This window comes from Thalassotalea sp. 273M-4, from assembly GCF_041410465.1.
Taxonomy (GTDB): Bacteria; Pseudomonadota; Gammaproteobacteria; order Enterobacterales; family Alteromonadaceae; genus Thalassotalea_A; species Thalassotalea_A aquiviva.
This window is the reverse complement of sequence record NZ_CP166961.1, coordinates 3,044,574-3,063,309: the sequence shown is the minus strand read 5'-3', so window position 1 is coordinate 3,063,309 and position 18,736 is coordinate 3,044,574. Positions and strand designations below refer to the sequence as shown.

Annotated in this window: 16 protein-coding genes; 5 read left to right on the top strand and 11 right to left on the bottom strand. The window is 41.7% G+C overall.

Annotation, left to right across the window (positions count from 1 at the left end):
* The first annotated feature begins 33 nt into the window (after positions 1-33).
* Together ACAY00_RS13685 and ACAY00_RS13680 are read left to right on the top strand one after the other, a co-directional pair.
* Positions 34-3,297, top strand: a complete 3,264-nt coding sequence (locus ACAY00_RS13685; RefSeq protein WP_371374854.1) for a DEAD/DEAH box helicase family protein — start codon at positions 34-36, stop codon at positions 3,295-3,297.
* A complete protein-coding gene (locus ACAY00_RS13680; RefSeq protein ID WP_371374851.1) occupies positions 3,298-4,659 on the top strand; it encodes a phospholipase D-like domain-containing protein in 1,362 nt (453 codons plus the stop codon). It begins immediately after the preceding gene.
* Between the two features lie 112 nt (positions 4,660-4,771).
* On the opposite strand, the gene ACAY00_RS13675 is transcribed toward ACAY00_RS13680, so the two are convergent.
* From ACAY00_RS13675 to ACAY00_RS13650, 6 genes are all read right to left on the bottom strand, one after another.
* Complete coding sequence (locus ACAY00_RS13675; protein WP_371374848.1) at positions 4,772-5,047, bottom strand: hypothetical protein; 276 nt, start codon at positions 5,045-5,047, stop codon at positions 4,772-4,774.
* 10 nt (positions 5,048-5,057) lie between these two features.
* Complete coding sequence (locus ACAY00_RS13670; RefSeq protein WP_371374845.1) at positions 5,058-6,284, bottom strand: tyrosine-type recombinase/integrase; 1,227 nt, start codon at positions 6,282-6,284, stop codon at positions 5,058-5,060.
* A gap of 179 nt (positions 6,285-6,463) precedes the next feature.
* Positions 6,464-7,327, bottom strand: coding sequence for a YicC/YloC family endoribonuclease (locus ACAY00_RS13665; RefSeq protein ID WP_371374843.1), 864 nt, complete (start codon positions 7,325-7,327; stop codon positions 6,464-6,466).
* A gap of 226 nt (positions 7,328-7,553) precedes the next feature.
* On the bottom strand, positions 7,554-9,257 hold the full coding sequence (locus ACAY00_RS13660; protein ID WP_371374840.1) for a GMC family oxidoreductase: 1,704 nt from the start codon (positions 9,255-9,257) through the stop codon (positions 7,554-7,556).
* Positions 9,257-9,913: a gluconate 2-dehydrogenase subunit 3 family protein gene (locus tag ACAY00_RS13655; RefSeq protein ID WP_371374838.1), complete on the bottom strand. Its 657-nt coding sequence runs from the start codon at positions 9,911-9,913 to the stop codon at positions 9,257-9,259. The genes ACAY00_RS13660 and ACAY00_RS13655 overlap by 1 nt, the downstream gene beginning before the upstream one ends.
* A gap of 4 nt (positions 9,914-9,917) precedes the next feature.
* The gene (locus tag ACAY00_RS13650; RefSeq protein ID WP_371374836.1) at positions 9,918-10,502 is read right to left on the bottom strand and encodes a thioredoxin family protein; all 585 of its coding nucleotides are present in this window, start codon (positions 10,500-10,502) and stop codon (positions 9,918-9,920) included.
* Between the two features lie 156 nt (positions 10,503-10,658).
* On the opposite strand from ACAY00_RS13650, the gene rph reads away from it, so the two are divergent.
* Both rph and pyrE read left to right on the top strand, forming a co-directional pair.
* Positions 10,659-11,372 (top strand): ribonuclease PH, encoded by a 714-nt coding sequence (gene rph / locus ACAY00_RS13645; RefSeq protein WP_371374833.1) that lies wholly within the window; start codon positions 10,659-10,661, stop codon positions 11,370-11,372.
* Positions 11,373-11,390: 18 nt separating this feature from the next.
* Complete coding sequence (gene pyrE / locus ACAY00_RS13640; RefSeq protein WP_371374830.1) at positions 11,391-12,035, top strand: orotate phosphoribosyltransferase; 645 nt, start codon at positions 11,391-11,393, stop codon at positions 12,033-12,035.
* A 107-nt stretch (positions 12,036-12,142) separates the two neighbouring features.
* Here pyrE and ACAY00_RS13635 read toward each other — a convergent pair whose 3' ends face one another.
* From ACAY00_RS13635 to bioH, 4 genes are all read right to left on the bottom strand, one after another.
* Positions 12,143-12,529: a VanZ family protein gene (locus tag ACAY00_RS13635; protein ID WP_371374826.1), complete on the bottom strand. Its 387-nt coding sequence runs from the start codon at positions 12,527-12,529 to the stop codon at positions 12,143-12,145.
* Between the two features lie 143 nt (positions 12,530-12,672).
* Positions 12,673-12,999, bottom strand: a complete 327-nt coding sequence (locus ACAY00_RS13630; protein ID WP_371374823.1) for a DUF4144 family protein — start codon at positions 12,997-12,999, stop codon at positions 12,673-12,675.
* 21 nt (positions 13,000-13,020) lie between these two features.
* Positions 13,021-14,277: a mechanosensitive ion channel family protein gene (locus tag ACAY00_RS13625; protein WP_371374819.1), complete on the bottom strand. Its 1,257-nt coding sequence runs from the start codon at positions 14,275-14,277 to the stop codon at positions 13,021-13,023.
* Between the two features lie 56 nt (positions 14,278-14,333).
* Positions 14,334-15,122 (bottom strand): pimeloyl-ACP methyl ester esterase BioH, encoded by a 789-nt coding sequence (bioH, locus tag ACAY00_RS13620; protein ID WP_371374816.1) that lies wholly within the window; start codon positions 15,120-15,122, stop codon positions 14,334-14,336.
* 77 nt (positions 15,123-15,199) lie between these two features.
* Between bioH and ACAY00_RS13615 the strand changes: the two genes are divergently transcribed.
* Positions 15,200-15,970 (top strand): ComF family protein, encoded by a 771-nt coding sequence (locus tag ACAY00_RS13615; protein ID WP_371374813.1) that lies wholly within the window; start codon positions 15,200-15,202, stop codon positions 15,968-15,970.
* An 8-nt stretch (positions 15,971-15,978) separates the two neighbouring features.
* Here the strand turns inward: ACAY00_RS13615 and ACAY00_RS13610 are convergent, their stop codons facing one another.
* A complete protein-coding gene (locus ACAY00_RS13610; protein WP_371374810.1) occupies positions 15,979-18,582 on the bottom strand; it encodes a M14 family zinc carboxypeptidase in 2,604 nt (867 codons plus the stop codon).
* Positions 18,583-18,736 lie beyond the last annotated feature (154 nt).

Below are 18,736 nucleotides of genomic sequence, written 5' to 3'. Positions count from 1 at the left end.
AGCTTTCATCAACAGTTAGTCTTAAACCGCTTTATGTTCCGCTTTTTAAAAGGGGAAACATTACAAGATTTAAAAACGCGGTTAGGTGAAGATCGTTTTGAAGGTATTCATGACGATGGACAAACTCACTTTTTTCATGAGATTAGCAATAACTTATTTGAGAGTGAGTTAGTTGATATTGACGATTTGCGTCGATATGACATGAATATCGTCGCTCATTGGCAACAAATCACTGAACAACGCAATAGAATAGAAGAAACAGTAATGAATATGAAGTATTTCCAATACTTGTCGTTACTGTTTACCGAAATCTATTTAGATTGGTACTTCAACAACAAGCAGCAATTACTTGATGGCTTAAATGCAGAGCTAACCAAATATTGTGGTGAGCAGAAACCAGCAGACCATTTCAAAACTTATGTGTTAGATGAGTTAAACAAACTTGCTTACTGGAATGCTACTGGTTCAGGGAAAACTTTATTACTGCATGTGAATATTTTGCAGTATTTGCACTACTTTCAAAACGGCAATACTCATGTTTATCCTGATAAAATTATCTTACTAACTCCCGACGAACGACTATCGGCACAGCATTTTAAAGAGTTACATGACTCAGGCTTTGACCATATTCGTCTTTTTGATAAAAGCGGCATAACACCATTCAAAGGTACTATCGAGATTATTGACATTAATAAGCTTGCCGATGATATGGGTGATAAAACTGTCGCCGTTGAAGCGTTTGAAGGCAATAACTTAGTTTTGATTGATGAAGGCCACAAAGGTACCGGTACTGCTGCTGGTGCTTGGATGAAGCGGCGTGATGCAATTACTCGAACTGGCTTTGCTTTTGAATATTCTGCTACATTTGGACAAGCAGTAAGTGATGGAAAAACTGCGGATGCCGTTGAACTTGATATTCAAAAGAAAAAAGCCAAAATGCTATTCGACACAACAGCAATAAACAAGTTAGATGATGAGCAAAAAGCTAAGCTGGTGCTTGATGAGGGTGAACGGCGCGATGCCAGAATTCAGGCAACAAGAGAAGTCTATGCTAAGTCAGTGTTGTTTGATTATTCGTATAAGTTTTTCTACGAAGATGGATACGGTAAAGAGTCGTTGATACTTAACTTAGGCGACGACAAAGACGAAGAGCGTCGCTATGAATACTTTACCGCTTGCTTGTTAAGCTTCTATCAGCAGCAATATTTGTACTCAAAAAATCAGGAAAAACTCGCCGAATTCAATATTGAAAATCCGCTATGGGTATTTGTCGGTAGTTCTGTTGCTAAAGAAGACTCAGACATTCAGCAGGTTGTTAAGTTTTTAGCCTGGTTTCTAAATAATGAAAATCAGGCCAAGGCTTGGATTAAAGACCTCGTAAAAAATAATTCGCGTATTTTGGATACTAAAGACAGAAATATTTTTGATAAACGATTCTTGCCTCTAGGTGATACGGGGAAAGATGAAAGCCAGATTTATCAAAACATCATGGAGCGCTTATTTAATACAAGCCATACAGGACAACGACTGTCCGTAGTTAACTTAAAAGGAAGTAAAGGTGAACTGGCTCTGCGTGTGGGCACATCAGAACCTTTTGGATTAATTAATGTGGGTGATTCTTCAAAGCTTTATAAAGCATTAGATGAAGAACCGTCATTTGATTATATGTCAGATGATTTTGCAAAAACTTTGTTTAATACCATTAACAATCAAGACTCTAAAATAAACATTCTTATTGGTTCTCGAAAGTTTACTGAAGGCTGGTCAAGTTGGCGTGTTTCGACAATGGGCTTGTTGAACATAGGTAAAGGCGAAGGCTCGCAAATTATTCAGCTATTTGGTCGCGGAGTTCGTTTAAAAGGACAGGGCTATTCCCTTAAACGAAGCACTCCGGCACAGCGTCCTAAAGGGTTAAACTTAGAGAAGCTTGAGACACTGAATGTTTTTGGTGTTCGTGCTGATTACATGGCGACATTTAAGCAATACCTAGAATCTGAAGGAATTACACCAAGTGATGAAATATTAGAGCTTGATTTTGAGACACGGCCATCGTTACCTAAATCTAAGTTAAAAACACTTAAACTAAAAGAGGGCTACAAAGACAATCAAAAGAAAGGCTTTAAACGAGTTCATTTTCCAAGCTTGTATGAAATACCTGAAGCGTTTGAAGGTAAAATTAAAGAGCCACATGTTAAGTTGGATCTCTACCCAAAAATTGAGGCATTAAGCACTACCGATTCAGGTGATAAAACACCTGCGCATGACAGGCTTCCAAGAAAACTAAAAGAAGAAGTTATTGCTGTATTTGATTTTGAGCGAATTTACCTGGCGATCCAAGATTTCAAACTACAACGTGGCTGGAGCAATCTACGTTTAGATAAAGCCAAATTGACTGAATTTTGCTTGGGTAAAACATCAGCCGCTAATTTTTGGTACACATTGTTAATACCTGAACAAGAGTTAGAAATTAAGTTGTTCTCCGATGTGCGTAAGCAAGAAGACATCATGATCCGATTGCTTCAGGACTACACCGATAGATTCTATAAAGCGCTCAAAAATGCTTATGAAGGCCAGTTCTTTGAAGTCACCCATGTTCATGAAGATGATCCAGGGATGCTTAAAGTCTATCACTTTGAAATTGAAGATACTGAAGATGGTTTTTCTTATTCAACTCGCCTGGAACAATTACAGAAACTAGTTGTTGCTGGTGAGTTAGGGAAAGCCAAAGACTGGGACGCGCCGGGCATGGTGGCTATTACGTTCGATAAGCATCTTTACTACCCGCTTATGTCGATTGAGCACAATGCTTCCGTTCCGCTTAAGATGCGTCCAACGGCGTTTGATGCACCTAGTGAAGTTCAATTTGTTAAGGACCTAGAAGAGTTCCTATCAACACCGAAAGGGCAGTCAGTTATTGGTGATAAAAGCATCTACTTATTAAGAAATGCTGATACCAAAGCAAAAGGCTTAGGCTTTGCTCTCGCCGAGAATTTCTATCCAGACTTTTTACTATGGCTTGTCGACGATAAAACTGGTGAGCAGTGGCTTAGCTTGATAGATCCAAAAGGAATACGCCAAATCGACTTAAATAGCGGTAAATTTGGATTGTACAAAGAGATTAAGAATTATGAGCAAGATAATCTTAATTTAAGCTCGTTTATTTTATCAGCGACAACTTTTTCAAGCTTAATTAACGTTAATAAAACGAAGGACGAGTTAGAGCAAGCAAATGTTGTCTTTATGGAAGATGGAAAAGATATTTACCTCGAAAAAATAATCAGAGGTATGGTGGCGTAAGTGAAATTAGTTGCGAATGGAATCAATAATAATTTTTTGGAGAGTTGCTTACCATCTAAAGAAGTTGCCGTCGACGGGGTGCTGGCGGCAATAGCTTATGGTAGTGATAGAGGCGATACTCCTAAGCTAATCAAGAACTGTTTAGAAAACAAACGACGTTTAGATATTTGGATGCGCTACGATCATACCGTACCTGTTTCGCCTAGTCTTCTAGAGACGCTATTAAGGAATGAGCGCAACAATATTTTCTGCAAGTTAATACCTGATATGCTTCACTCAAAGATTATTTGGTGGCAGGGGCATGGTGTTTACATCGGTTCTGCTAACCTAACCGATAGGGCTTGGTATTCAAACATTGAAACAGGTGTTTTTATTTCTGATATTGAGATGAAAGATTCGGGTATGGATTTACAAATTGAATCATTCTTTGAAGAGCTGTTTGACTTAGATAAGTCTTTACCTTTGACTAAAGAAATTATTAAAGAGCAGTCAGAGCTTGCTGCTTTACATAAAAAGAAAAAGCAAGAAATTGATGATGAGGCAAAACGTAAAAGGCACATTGATGAATGGGAAGGGGTTAATTTCATCCCTGATAAAAAAAGAGTAGACAGGAAAAAACAACGATTCGGAGAAGAATGGAACGAAACATTATCTTTTATTCGAAATATTGCAAGTCAAATCAATGATTACAGGCCTAAATGGGTGGATGAAGATGTTCCTTTATTTTGGCAGGTGGATCAATTTTTACATGCATACTACTACAATCAAGTGCGCCAGCCAGATAACACTTATCCATTTGAAGAGTATTTTCAAAAAAATCATTCAGATCCTCAAAAGGCATTGATTGCTGCTATGAAATGGTGGAGCGAGACAGAAAATGCTCCAACCAGTGAAAGCATAACGTTGTATGAAAATGCTCCCAATATTAGACGTATATTGTCAAAAGCTAACATTAACAACATAGATGAAAACGATTTATTGACTCTATGCTCTGCGACTCATGCGACGTTGGATCACGTAATTAAAATGCCTACCAGTGTATTAGGTAAGCCAGAAATTCTAAGTTTGAGCAGAGATGAACGTTTGCCTTTATTTGCACATTTACTGTTTAAACTTAGAAATTCAAAAGGGCAATCGATAGTTGAAGTTCTTGACTACGTTCTCTACGGTGGAAAAGACCAAAATCTATGGCAAAGATTGTATGAGGTAGGTAAGCTTTCTGAATATAGGATAAAGCACTATGGAATTAACTCTATCGCTGAAATTGTAGGATGGGCTAGACCTGAGGCAACACCGCCCCGAAACGGGAGAACCAATAAAGCCTTAAGGGCGTTAGGCTACCGTGTCAAAATTTATATTTAACAGCGTATCTATTTAAATCAGTAGGGGCGAATTTCTGCCCCTATGACGTATTTTACTTGGTTATACAGATTGTGTTACAGGGCTTTATAGCCAATGTTTAGGAATTTGAATATCAAACATTTTGGCGACATAACCTAAAACAGTGATAATGTCGCTGTGCCTTTTTTTTATCGAAAGGTTGATTTTTTTGCTTAAGCTCAACTATTTCTTTTAATTCAATTAAATCAAACATTTCTAATTTGTAGAAATTATTCCACGTTGGTTCACCGAATAAGTTATAAATAACTTTAGTATCATCTCTTTCACTAGCCAGACGCTTTGGTTCACCAATTTTAGCTAAGGCTGCTTCACCTTCTTCTTTTGTGTCGTATGTATTTAATTGTTTCATCTGCTTATTTCTATGTATTAATGATCTGAGAAGTGGATTTAGCAAGAGAAGTTAAAGCTTCTTTGCGTTCATTTAAGTAGTCATACTGATCATAAATGCCTTCTACACCTTTTAATTTGTGATTAAGGCACCTTTCAGCAACATGGCCAGGCGTACCTTGTTTGGCTAATAAGGTACGACAAGTACGACGCAAATCATGAACTGTAAAATGAGGCATGTCACCCATTAAGTTGGGTGGCTGCTTTTTTTTGCCGGCTTCATGGCCAAATAGTTTCGTAATGGCTCGGTTTAGTGTATCTGCGGCCATATGAGGAGTCTTACTGCTTCTGCGGCTAGGAAATACGTACTCTGAATCAAAGGCTCTTACTTGAAGCTCCTCAAGCCATTTGAGCACTTCTGGAGCTAGCGGTATGGTAAAGCCTACATTTGTTTTACTACGCTCTGCTGGTAAGTGCCAAAGCCCTTTCTCTAATTCAAACTCATCCCATTTCGCCTCGCAAAGCTCTGATTTCCTTACACCTAAACAAACCAATAATGCACAAGCTAAATAGTTATCTCGGCTAAAACTATCACTATGTTTTCTGGCTGTTTGAAAGAATTGCTTCAATTCAGCTTCGGTTAGTGCTCTGTCTTTGCTTTTTTCTATACCGCCAGCATCTCTGAAGGTAAATGCAGAGGCAGGGTTAAGAGGAAGCAAATCAAGCTTAATACCATGATTAAATAATTGCTTACAGTAACCTAAAGCATCGTTAGCAATAGTAGGTCTTCCGGAATCATTAATGCTGTTAATAACGCCTCGAATATCCCTAGCGGTAACTTGATCTAATTTGATATCACCGATGTGTGGTGCAATATCTTTGCTATAAACACGCTGTGGGATTTTAGGGTGCTTTAATCTTTTCTCAAGAGTAGGGTACCAGTCTTGGAATAGGTCATTAACGGTTTTAATGCTTTCTTGATCTATTCGTTTTCTGGTAACTAAGGGATCAGCGCCGGCACGAAGCTGCTTCATTTTTGAAGCAGCTTCTAGGCGAGCATCTTTTAAGGATAAATCACTTGCTTTGGCGAGTGTCATTTCCTTGCGCTTTTTATTGGATGTATATCGCAACATCCAATAAGGCTTACCTGGTCCGGATGTAGACTTCGGCACCACATAATACAAGCCATCCCCATCAGAGTATTTGCCCGGCTCTTTTAATGCTTTCGATTCCAGCATTCTCGCATTTAACTTACCCATAATAATCCTATCAAACTATTTACCCACCACTGGTGTTTTCAAGTTTTAAGAATACTACCCATTTTACCCACCGTAAAGTGGTGGATTGTGGTGGGTAGTTATGGATTTCTATGGATGCAGTAAATGTTAAATCTCTTTATTTATATGGTGTTATGCATAGATAAGGATGATTATGGACTCTATTCGATATTTTGGATCTGCTCACGCATTTGCTCAATTAATACCTTTAGCTCAACAGCGGCTGCAGTGATGTCGGTGTTGATTGATTTTGAGCCTAATGTGTTGGCTTCGCGGTTGAACTCTTGCATCATAAAGTCTAGTCTGCGACCTTGAGCGCCACCTTTTTTTAGGATTTTATTGGTTTCTTTTACGTGACTAAATAGGCGGTCGATTTCTTCGTCAACGTCCATTTTTTGCGCCATTAATACCAGCTCTTGCTCTAATCTGCCTGAGTCTGGTTCGATGCCTGCGTCATTGAACTTTTCAATAATCCGTTCACGTTGCCATTTTATGATGTCTGGCATTTGTGCTTTGACTTGCTCTGCTTGTTCTGTGATGCCATCGAGGCGCTGAACAATAAGCTCGGCCATGTTTTTGCCTTCGCTGGCTCTGGCTTTAATAAAGTCGGTTAGAGCTTGATCAAAGCCTTGTAAAAGCTCAGCGGAAATCGCATCCATGTCGGCTTCTTCGGCTTCCATAACTCCTGGCCAGCGCATAATATCAACTGGGTTTAAGCTACTGTTACCGGCTTGGTCGTTAATCCATTTGGCGCTTTCAATTAACTGCTCGGCCAGTTTGGTGTTAATGCTTAAATCGCTTTTGGTCGCTGGGTTGGCATTAAAACGCAGGTTACATTCAACCTTACCGCGGTTTAATTGTTTGCGAAAACGTTCACGTAGTACTGGCTCTAGGGCGCGAAATTGCTCTGGTAGACGAAAATAGGTTTCAAGAAAGCGTTGGTTTACCGAGCGGATTTCCCAAACGGCGTTGCCCCAATCGCCTTTGATTTCAACGCGGGCAAATGCGGTCATACTGTGGATCATAATAGCTACCTTTATAAGTGTTAATGAAGCTATCTAAGCTCTATGGCAGAAACGTTGCTCTGTCTTAGATAGGCTTTTGATTATGCACCACATAAGGGTATTGAGCAATAAAGCATAGAGCTTGTTATCTCGTATTTGGCCTGGTGCTTTTTAAATTACGGACCCTAACAAGAGAAACCGTGAATGAGGGGAGGCGCTCGTAGGTCGAGCGCCAGACGTGATTAAATTAACTTTTCAGACGCTTTAACATCTGCTCAGCCACCCTAAACGCGTTGGCGTAAATGGTGTAAGTGTAGGGTACCGAACCACCCGTTGGCATAAATGAGCCGTCGGTAACGTATAAGTTATCGACATCGTGCGCTTTACAGTTGCGATCCAGTACAGAGGTTTTGGGGTCGTCACCAAAGCGGCAACCGCCTGCTTGTAAGTTCGCTGGCGGGTAAGAGCTGACCGAAGAGCTTACATTTACCGCGCCCATCGCTTTTAATACATCTTCTGCTTTGGCAGCTAAATATTCGCCCACTTTAACATCATGCTCGTGTGCGCCAATTCGCACTTTTGCTACCGGGTCGCCCCATTTGTCGGTGTGCACAGGGTCCAATTCTACATAGCAGTTATCATTTGGTAGCCAATCGTTAAATACTTCAAAACGCAGGGTTTTACCAAAGTTAAACGCGGTCATTAAATTGCTTTTTAAGGTTTCACCCCAAACCAGTTGGCCGTCATCATCCCATTTTTCAGAGCTGGCTTTAGCGATGGGGTTTTGGTGAAATAAAAAGTCGATGGTGCCACCTTTAGCGCGGGGTGCTGAGTTGCGATTACGGTCAAAGTCTTTATCGTTAATTTGATACCAGTCTTGTAAAGCGCGGTTAATGAATGGGCCAACCACTCTAAGCTGTGCTTCTTTGTCTTTACCAATATCATTAAATAAAAAATCGCCTCGGCCAGTGCCACCGGCTGAAAACACCATATTTTTACCTACTTGGCCAGTGCTATTGGCCACGCCTAATGGATAATGCTCGCTGGTTGAGCTTAGCAATAAGCGGCTGGTTTCAATGGCTTGGCATGCAACCACATACATTTTTGCGTGAACTTGCCGTTCGCGGTTTCGCTTGTCGTAATACCAAACCCCAGTAATTTGACCGGCTTTATCAGAGGCTAATTTAAAGACTTTGGCGTGCGGTACTATGGTGCAATTACCCGTGGCAACGGCATGGTTTAACAGCGCTGCTCGGCCACTGCCTTTGGCTCCCGTGCTGCAACCATAGCTTGAACAATAGCCAGAATATTCACAGCTTTTTCGGCCCATGGCTGGGCGTGATAATACCGCTCGCGGTACTGGTATCGGGTGCAAGCCCATCTTGGTTGCCGTTGTATCTATCCACGATGAAATCGGGTGTTCAGCGGTTGGTGGAAATGGGTAGTCGCTTTTATGTGGTTCAAGGTGAGGATGTTCGACCACCTTACCCGAAACACCAACAACCTTGTCTACCATGTCGTAATAGGGCTCTAATTCGGCATAAGAAATTGGCCAGTCGACGACATTCGCCCCGTCAATTTCGCCAAATTCCGATTTCAAGCGAAAGTCTATGGGCTTTAAACGATGAAAATAGCCACTCATCAAGTTTGATGAGCCGCCCACCATATTGCCATTCCAAAAGTCCCAGCCAGATTCGCTTGTTGCTTCACCTTGCCAGTAGCTAGAGCCGTCGTTTTTTACGTACTCTTCTTCAATAACATGTTGCTCATCCTCTAATTTTGGCGAATAGGTGGTGCGACGACAACAGGCCATTTCATCCTTAAAAAAATCTTCTTCGGTTAGCCAAGGGCCTTTTTCCAATATCAATACTTTTTTACCGGCTTTAGCTAAGGTGTAAGCCACCGGAGATGCACCAGCACCAGAACCAACAATACATACATCATATTTCATTACAGTGCTTTTCCTTGTGATTTTTGCTCCGACGTTATCGTTTCAATCTGGGTCACTTTTATGGCGCCATAAGCCGGAAGCTCAAAATAGCGTTTACCTATTGGTGGCATCGGGAAACCGGCTTGATGATTAAGCCATTGCCAGCCAATGCCGTTAGGATTGCCGCCATATGATGAGGGGGCCAACATGGCTTCAAAAATGTAGGTGAGTAGGGTGCTTAGCCAATTTTCACCAGCCTCAGAATTGGCAATAGCGCGCAAAGCGGACTCTTTTTGCTGTGCTGCTAACAAATGAAATGGTTGCTCTAAATTATTTTCGGTGTAGCCATTTAGCCAGTTAACGCCTTTTTTAATAAAGGCTTTTTCACCATCATCTATGGGTTGCTGTTCAATAAGGTTAAATAAATAATCTAAAGCCTTAATTTCGCTGGCGCCTGGACCAGAGGGGGAGCTTGGCAATAAATGATTTAACACACTGTCTAAAGTGCGCCACGGTTCGACTTGTTTATTGGCAGAGCCTTGGCTTACTTGTGCCCAAGCAACACTCGGCATCGACATCACAGCACCAGATAGGGCCGCCGACTTTAAAAAGTTACGTCGCGACACCCGACGTTTTATCGCCTTGGGGATGGTTATATTGTTATTAAAAAACGACATCGAGTTACCTTTGTGGTTTGGTTGATGAAATGGCTTGCTGGCGTTTTAGGTTGCGCTCATTATTGGCAGCTTGCCATTGGTTGATAAAATCTAGCCATTGGGCTCTAGAATATTTGCCATCGTGTAAAAATTCGGCGGTATCTTTAGACAAAATCACTTTACCTTGTCCCGTTGATACGTACATATGAGGGTAGCCTAGCACCGGTGGCAAACCACTCATAAACGCTTGATTGTCGTTGGCATCGCTGACGTTCACTTTTAAGCGCACAAAATTTTGATGTAAGGCTTGGTAAATGTCTGGGTTGGCCGTTAAAAAGGCATCAATTTTTTGACACCAAACACACCAATTGCCGCCAATTTCAATTAACACATTACGGTTTGTTTGACTGGCTAATTGTATCGCCGCTGCCGCATCTTTAAACGGGTCACGTTTTTCGTCATAAATTTTACTGTAAAGCGGTAATTGTTCGTGTATCAAAGTTGTTGCCGTTTCGCTGTTGGCTGCTGCGGCCATTATCGAAAATGACGGCGTCACAAAAGCGAGTGCAAAAGATAACGTTGTAAAGAAAGCTAAAGATAATATATTCATAGGTACAATTTATTTGGTTAACAACCTACTTACAAGACCTTTTCAGTTTTAACTTTATTTCGTCGAGTTTATGTTGATTTGGCAATAGCGTTGTCAAAAAGGGCGTTAGCAATGCTATAATACGCTGCAAAAATGACATTAGATTAGGGAACTTATATGCGTCCAAGCGGCAGAACGGCAGGGCAGATCCGCCCAGTCACCATTACTCGTCAATTTACAGCACATGCCGAAGGTTCGGTACTGATTGAATTTGGCGACACCAAAGTAATTTGTACGGCCACTGTTGAAGAAGGTGTACCTCGCTTTATGAAAGGCCAGGGCAAAGGCTGGATCACTGCAGAATACGGCATGCTACCTCGCTCTACCCATACTCGTATGCGCCGAGAAGCAGCAAACGGCAAGCAAAGCGGACGTACCCTAGAAATTTCTCGTTTAATTGCTCGTTCATTACGAGCCGCAGTGGACTTAGCCGCGCTTGGCGAAAACACCATTACGGTTGACTGTGACGTTATTCAAGCTGACGGCGGCACGCGAACGGCTTCAATTTCCGGAGCATGTGTTGCTTTAGTCGACGCCTTAAACCATATGCGCGCTAAGGGCATATTAAAAACCAACCCACTTAAGCATATGATTGCCGCGGTATCGGTTGGTATTTATGAAGGTGTTGCGGTTGCTGACTTAGATTACCCAGAAGATTCGGCTGCAGAAACCGATATGAACGTGGTGATGACCGAAACCGGAAAATTAATTGAAGTACAAGGTACGGCCGAAGAAGCACCGTTTACGTTTGACGAGATGCAAGAAATGATGCAATTAGCCAAAGACGGTATTGCCGAGCTATTTGATGCCCAAAAAGCGGCCTTAAATTAATCGTTAATAGGAAAATAGATGAAAGATTATCAACGCGAATTTATTGAATTTGCTTTGCAAAAAAACGTATTACGCTTTGGCGAGTTTACCCTAAAATCTGGTCGTAAGAGCCCATATTTTTTTAATGCGGGTTTGTTTAATAGCGGTGGCGACTTGGCTCGTTTAGGCCGTTTTTATGCCGCAGCCCTAGCCGATGCGAACATCGACTTTGATGTTTTGTTTGGGCCTGCTTATAAAGGTATTCCGATTGCAACGACGACCGCAGTAGCTTTATTTGATCATCACAACCTAGATGTTCCATACTGCTTTAACCGTAAAGAAGCGAAAACCCACGGTGAAGGTGGCTCTTTAGTTGGTGCTGAACTTAAAGGTAAAATCATGTTGGTTGACGACGTGATCACCGCTGGAACTGCGATCCGTGAGTCGATGGAAATCATCCAAAACCAAGGTGCAAAATTGTCAGGTGTGTTAATTGCTTTAGACCGACAAGAAAAAGGTCAAAGTGAATTATCGGCTATTCAAGAAGTTGAACGTGACTTTAATACCAACGTGGTATCTATTGTAAGTTTAAGTGATGTAATTACTTACTTATCCGATAAGCCTGAAATGGCAGAGCACTTAGAAAACGCTAAGGCCTATCGTGCGCAATATGGTATCGCATAAGTCGTAAAATATAGCTACCTAGCTAGATAGCAAAATGGGGCCTTAACAGCCCCATTTTTTGTGTCTTTTTGGCCCAATATACCGCGATGTATTTGGCCTTTCATCGCCTAGACCAAGCGCGTATTATATCGCGGTATTTGTTTACCACATTGCAATGACAACCAGGTAAAAAAAGTAATACCAACAACATTGGCCATGATGTCGGCCACACTAAAGGTACGAGTTGCAAACAGCAACTGGCTGAACTCTTCGCTTAAACTAAAAATCAGCACCAACAGTGAACCTAGTTGGTAGGTTTGGTTTTGCCATATAAATCGAAACTTAAACGCAAAATTGGCCAAGAGTGCCAATACGCCGTACATCAAAAAATGCCCCACTTTATCACCAAAAGGAATGCTATCTTTTAACGTAAATATGGCATTTTGCTTACCTAAATCGGCGTCAACAAGAACCGAGCACAACAAGGTGAAAAAGATCACAGCAACAAGTTTCATCAAATTTATCCGGCAAAGTTTCGGGGCTTTGTATTGTAGACAGGTAGGAGTAAAGATCTGTTTTATAATGTAAACTTTTGTGGCTTAATAGTACAGCTTAGGATTGTATGATCAGCTATTTAATACCATCCTAAGCAAATGGGTTATTGCAGGTCTTTAATGGCGGCAATGGCTTCACTTACCGTATTAAAGCGAATTTTTTCACTGCAACAATGGCCTAAAATGTGGACATGAGCTTGAACCAATTCGGTAATGTTTTCCACTGTGGCGTTGGCTATTGGGGTTGCCGTGGTTAAATTTTCTTGTACGTCAGGCAATAAAAATACTTGCCCTGTGCTGTCAATTAGCACATCGCGCTCGGTAAAAATATAGAGCAACATTTCTTCATCGTTTTGCCAGTCTTGTAAACTGTCGATGTAAATCAGTTCGTCTTCGTTATCGTGACGAACTAAAGCTGGAAAGTGAATCAAGGTAATTCCTTTTATGGTTATTTAGTCGCCGTTATCACCATCATCATCGCCACTGTGAGATGCATGACTATCGGAGTGACGATCATCGGCAGGATCGTGTTTAAGGCGATTGGTATTATTATTTTTTTGTTCTATTTTTTTCGGCTCATCTTTGGGTGACTCCATTGCTGGTGTTTTCGATGCTTCATGGCTCGTTGTCATAACGTGCTCTTTAATATACAAGTCGTGTTTTGAATAAGGGATTTCAATATCGGCTTCACTGAAGCGTTTATATATTGCGGTTAATATTTGGTCGGTAATGCGACCACGAAATTGGGGATCTTTGATCCAACCCATTACTTCAAAATCTAAGCTCGAGTTACCAAAGTGACGAAAACGAACGACGGGGTTAGGAAAAGCACTAATATCGGGTTCGTCTTCGGCTACTTTTTGTAAAATTTCTCGCACTTGGTCGATATCACTGCCATATGCGACCCCAACTTTGCAGCGAATTCGATACGTCGTATTAGGGCCGCCAGACTCATTGGTAACCTTGGTATTACCAATGACCGAGTTAGGGACGGTCAGTTCAATATTATCACGGGTTAATATACGGGTACTGCGCAGTCCAATATGTGTTACGGCGCCCCGTTCACCAGACTCTAGCACAATGTAATCACCAATTTTATATGGTGCATCGGCCATAATAAACACACCCGAGAATAAATTAGCTAAGGTATCACGAGCAGCAAAACCAACGGCAATACCGACAATACCAGCAGAGGCTAACAGCGCTGACATATCGATATTCCAGCTCGATAAAATATAGTAAATGGCAACAACCCAGATGATGATCAGGGCTAAATTTTGAAAGACAGGGAGTGTTTGAGGGTTAACAACTTCAAACTTAGACTCGTTATGAGCCATTAAGCGGAGTAAGATCTTGGTGATTTTTAAGAAGAACGAGGTCCAAATCACCAGCAATAAGGTATTTAGTATTGGGATCACAATCGTAGAAACAAACTCTGCAATTTCTAGTATTGAATTACCAAAGATAAAGGCAAAAACAAAAATGGTGTAATACAAGGGTTTTTGCAGTAAACCAATGAGCTCATCAGCCATGGCAAATTTGGCTTTGCTGGCAAAAGACCTAAGACGTGAAATTATGACTCGGTCTAATATCATCGCAACCAACCAAGCCCCAAAAAAGGTCAATAGCAAAAGGGAGCCGGTACGTAATATAGGATTATGCCAAATTAGTTGAAAAAATTCTGTCAGTTGGTTCAGTACCTCTTCCATCATTTATCCTTATTGTTGTTTATTAAGCTCTGCTTGTATTTGTTTTATAAGTGTATTTAAGACCCTGCATTATTGCCAGCTAACCAGTCATTTAAAACTTGATAAAATTCATCGCTGTGGGAAATAAACGGCGCGTGCGAGGCATGATGAAACACATAACAGTCACTATTGGGGGCTATTTTATCCATTTGGCTGATCATATCTTTCGGAACCAAGGTGTCTAAACGACCATAAAGGCGTAAAAACGGCACCTCGATTTGGCTAATTTTACAACGTAAATCCACCGTCTCTAAAAGCTTAAGGGCGCTGACTAGACTGGCGCTATCTGGGGTCGGATATTGCTCCATAAGCGCTTTAATCGCTTTAGTATCTTGGCGCACTGAGCTCGAGCCCATAGCTTGAATCTTTAAAAAGTTATTAATCGTTTGTTCGCTATTGACCATAAGTTGCTGTTGAAAATACTGCAGCACGCTCGGGGTAATGCCTGGCCAATTGAGGCCTTCGGTAAAACACGGCGAGCTGGTAATGGTGACTAAGGCTTTTACTTTTTTGCTGTGGTGAAGGGCGAGTTCTTTGGCAACCAAGCCGCCTAATGACCAACCAACAATTATTGCATTATCGGGGATGGAGCGGGCGACAAGTTCAGCGATAAAGGATAAATCATAAGGGCTAACACTGACATCTTGATTGCGACCAAAGCCAGGTAAGTTCAAATTGTACACTGTATGGGTAGCTGTAAAGCGTGCTGCCATCGGTTCAAAAATACCACTGTTTAAACCCCAACCGTGAATAAAGACCAATGGAGTACCTTGGCCAATACTGTCTATTTTTAATTTTTCTGTCATGCTTTATATCTAAACGTTGAAAGACATTTTATTGCTGTTCTAACGTTAAGTTTACGCAAAGGAGTGTGTATATGGAAATGAGCTACGTTTTTTTTCTTGGGTTTTTAGCTAAAAAGTCGATTCAGTTTTGCTGTCATCGCTATCGTCAATTCAAAGGTTTTTTATTTACCGGCTTATTTCGTTGTGATTTATGTTGTTTGCCTAGCGAACATGACCGACTGCTGTGCGAAACGTGTACCAAGGACATAAGCGAACAGTCATTTAAATGGCCACAAGATTTACTGCAATACCCTAAAATTGCCCAGCAATTACCAAAGATTCGTTTTCACCATTTATACGCGCTAGCGCCTTATCATTGGCCCTTTGACTCTTGGCTGAAACAATTAAAGTATCATCAACGCGCTGAAATTGCGCCCTTGCTTGCCCGTTTGTTGGCTCGGCGATTACAACAAATGGACGATCATAAAAATTGGCCCCAGCTTATCGTTTCGGTTCCTGTGCATCCAAAAAGGCTAAAACAACGCCTGTATAACCAAAGTGCATTGTTGGCTTACCCACTCGCTAAAACATTGTCGATTCCGTATTGGCAAGGTGCTTTTAAACGAATAAAAAACAGTGACAGCCAAGTTGGGCAGTCGGGAGCACAAAGGCGGCGAAAGTTAAAAGCCAACTTTGTGTTGTCGAAAAACATGCTAGATAAAAAGCGGGTATTACCCAACCATGTGGCGATTGTTGATGATGTGGTTACTACTGGCGCGACGGTAAGTGAGCTGGCCGCATTATTAACTCAACACGGAGTACAAAAAGTATCCGTGTTGAGTGTGTGTGTGGCACTTAAATTTGGCTAGGCCCTAGGCTAAAAATAGTGTTTGGGGTTTGCCGGCTCGATTATCGGCGCGTTGGCACTGAATGCTTTGGCAAAAAATAGCGCGTTCGCGACTATTTTTGAGGTGCCCAACCAGTAGCCGCGAAATACTAAGTTTTCAGAGCTGGCAATAATTCGGCCTCGGCCCACATTATGGGCCACAATAGCGGCATTATTCGCCACCATGTTGGTCATTTGTGGAGCACTGTAACCGCTTAATAGCGGTGCTTGATTGAACCGACTGACGGTTACAAATGGGGCGTTGGGCTGTTTGATGATAACCGTAGAATTTTTAAATATCGGTAAATTTTGGTCATTAAAACCAAAGCCTAGTGGGTGTGACGTATCTAATGTTGTCGAAAAAATAGTGCCAGCAATGCGTTGCTGTGCGCCATGCTGTTGCTTGTCAGCATAGGTGTATTGGCTGGTATCAAATAACCCATTTAATTCATTCGCTTTAACCGTCTCGACTTTGAGTAATCCTTTATTTGCCAAAAAGCTCGCCCCCCGGCGTTGAGCGTAAATGACACCACCATTAGACAGCCAATGGCCGAGTTTATCCAGAGTTGTTTGCGACAGTTGTTGATAACGCCCATCAACAAAAATCACATGGGTGTAATGGTTAAAATCAATTTGATGCAAACGATACATCTCAACAATCGATACTGGAACCCCTAAAGTGTTGTCTAAATAATTCAGCATATGACCCGCTTCATTAGGGGTGACACCCTGACCACCGACCATAAGTACTTGCACGGGGTTAACCGGTCGCATTGAAGGGCTTCCTAGCTCAATGCCTATGGGGGTTAAGCCGCTTTGCAATGGGTATACAGCAATGTCAAAGTCTTGTTGAGTTTGATTAAGCAACTCAAACCAATTGTCGACGGTTTGGATGCCTTTAGGGATCACAATTTGACCCGCTGCAAAGTCCATCTTTTGGCCGTTCACCATTTGGCTAAAGCTTTGGCTCGCAACGCGGGCTTTGATCCCTTGGTTTAACAGTCTATTTAACAATTTCGGGGCCAAATAGTGTTGCCAAGAAAAGGTATATGCGTAGGCTTCTTTAGCTTGAAGATCCGAGTTAAGCGGTTGACGATTGGCTTGAGTTTTATGCCAAGCGTTATTGCTAAACTTTAGGTTGCGCGACTTTACGCTATTGCTCACCAAATCAAACGCCAAAGGTAAAGTCCAACCGGAGACGTCGTAAAAGGTGTTGTTACGAAATGAAGTGACTTTCTCAAAGATGGTTTTGATCAGTCGATACTGAGGCTGGTTATATGGGACAAAGTAGCTTTGGTTGGCAACAAACAAAGCTTCATCGTCGTCCTCTTGATAGTCGCGTGTCAGAGCATAAGCGTTGATCTCGTGTTGGGCTAATAAATGTAAAAACTCATTAAGTCGGTGGCTATCATTAGGCGCACTGATCACAAAGCCATCGCTTGACTCATCATCGGCAAGACGCAGATTTTGTTGGTAAAAATCGTAGCGAAATTGTTGCAATGCGGCTTTGTTTTCAACAGCGGCTTTTAACGTTGAAAACGACGTTAAAACATGATTTTTAATGCCGTAGCTAAACGTTAATACACCATTAATACTGTCGGTGGCAAAGCCTCGAGAGCTCGCTTGTTCAAACAAAATACCGACCGTGCCATTAATATCAGGGTAGGTTGAACCTTTGCCGTAATAAAAATCATCAAAGCTTTCTTGGCTATAGTACAAACGGTTTTCTTGATCGAGGGCATCGGCGTGATAGGTCGCAAAAATCTGGGTAAGTTCGATATTTTTCGCTGGCGTTAAGGGGTTGGTTCTAGAAGGAACCCCTGGTTGGAAAAAATAACTGCTGTCTTTACCCATCTCGTGAAAGTCAGCTAACACGTTTGGTTTAAAATGATGGAATGTGCGCACCCGGTTGCGACTTTCAACTTGGGTCAGGGGTAACCAATCTCGATTCAAGTCAAACATATAATGGTTGGTTCGCCCCGAAGGCCATTGACGATGATGGGTACGGTGGGCAGGGTCGGTGTTTAACGAGGCGTTGCGATTACTGTTTACCCAAGTGGTGAATAAATCCATGCCATCTGGGTTCATGCTCGGTTCAATCACCACTATTACGTTATCTAACAGAGTCTTGGTATAGTCGGTGTTGGTTGCGGCCAAATAATACGCCACTAACATCGAGGCATTGGCGCCACTGATTTCATTACCGTGAATCGAATACCCTAGCCACACTACTACGGGCTCATTGTCATTGGGACTAAGATTATTGCGACGTTGTTGCAAGATTTGGTCTAGGTTTTGAAGATTCTTTTCGCTACTGATAACCGCTACGACTTGCTTACGGTGCTCGTTTGTCATTCCCATGTGTTGTAGCTCAACTTTATTTGAGCTGTTAGCCAGTGCGTCAAAGTAGGCCAATAACTGATCGTGGCGCACATGACGGTCGCCCACATGAAAACCAATCACCGATTGAGGTGTCGGAACGTGGGTTTGATACGTCGGTTGTTCGGGAAAGTAGTAGTCTAAGCTTGCAGATTGTGCGCTTGAGATAAAAAGAGCGCAAAGCAACATAATCGATGCTTTTAGGGATTTGATCACAGCCAGTCCTTAAATATTTTTATAATTTTTTAACAACATATTAAAGGCATACTAGAGAAAAACCTATATTTTGTAAATTTTAACGCGGTAACTAACTTTATATTCACGATAGACAGTAGTATCATAGGCATACTTGAGCCTTTTACTCGGGTAT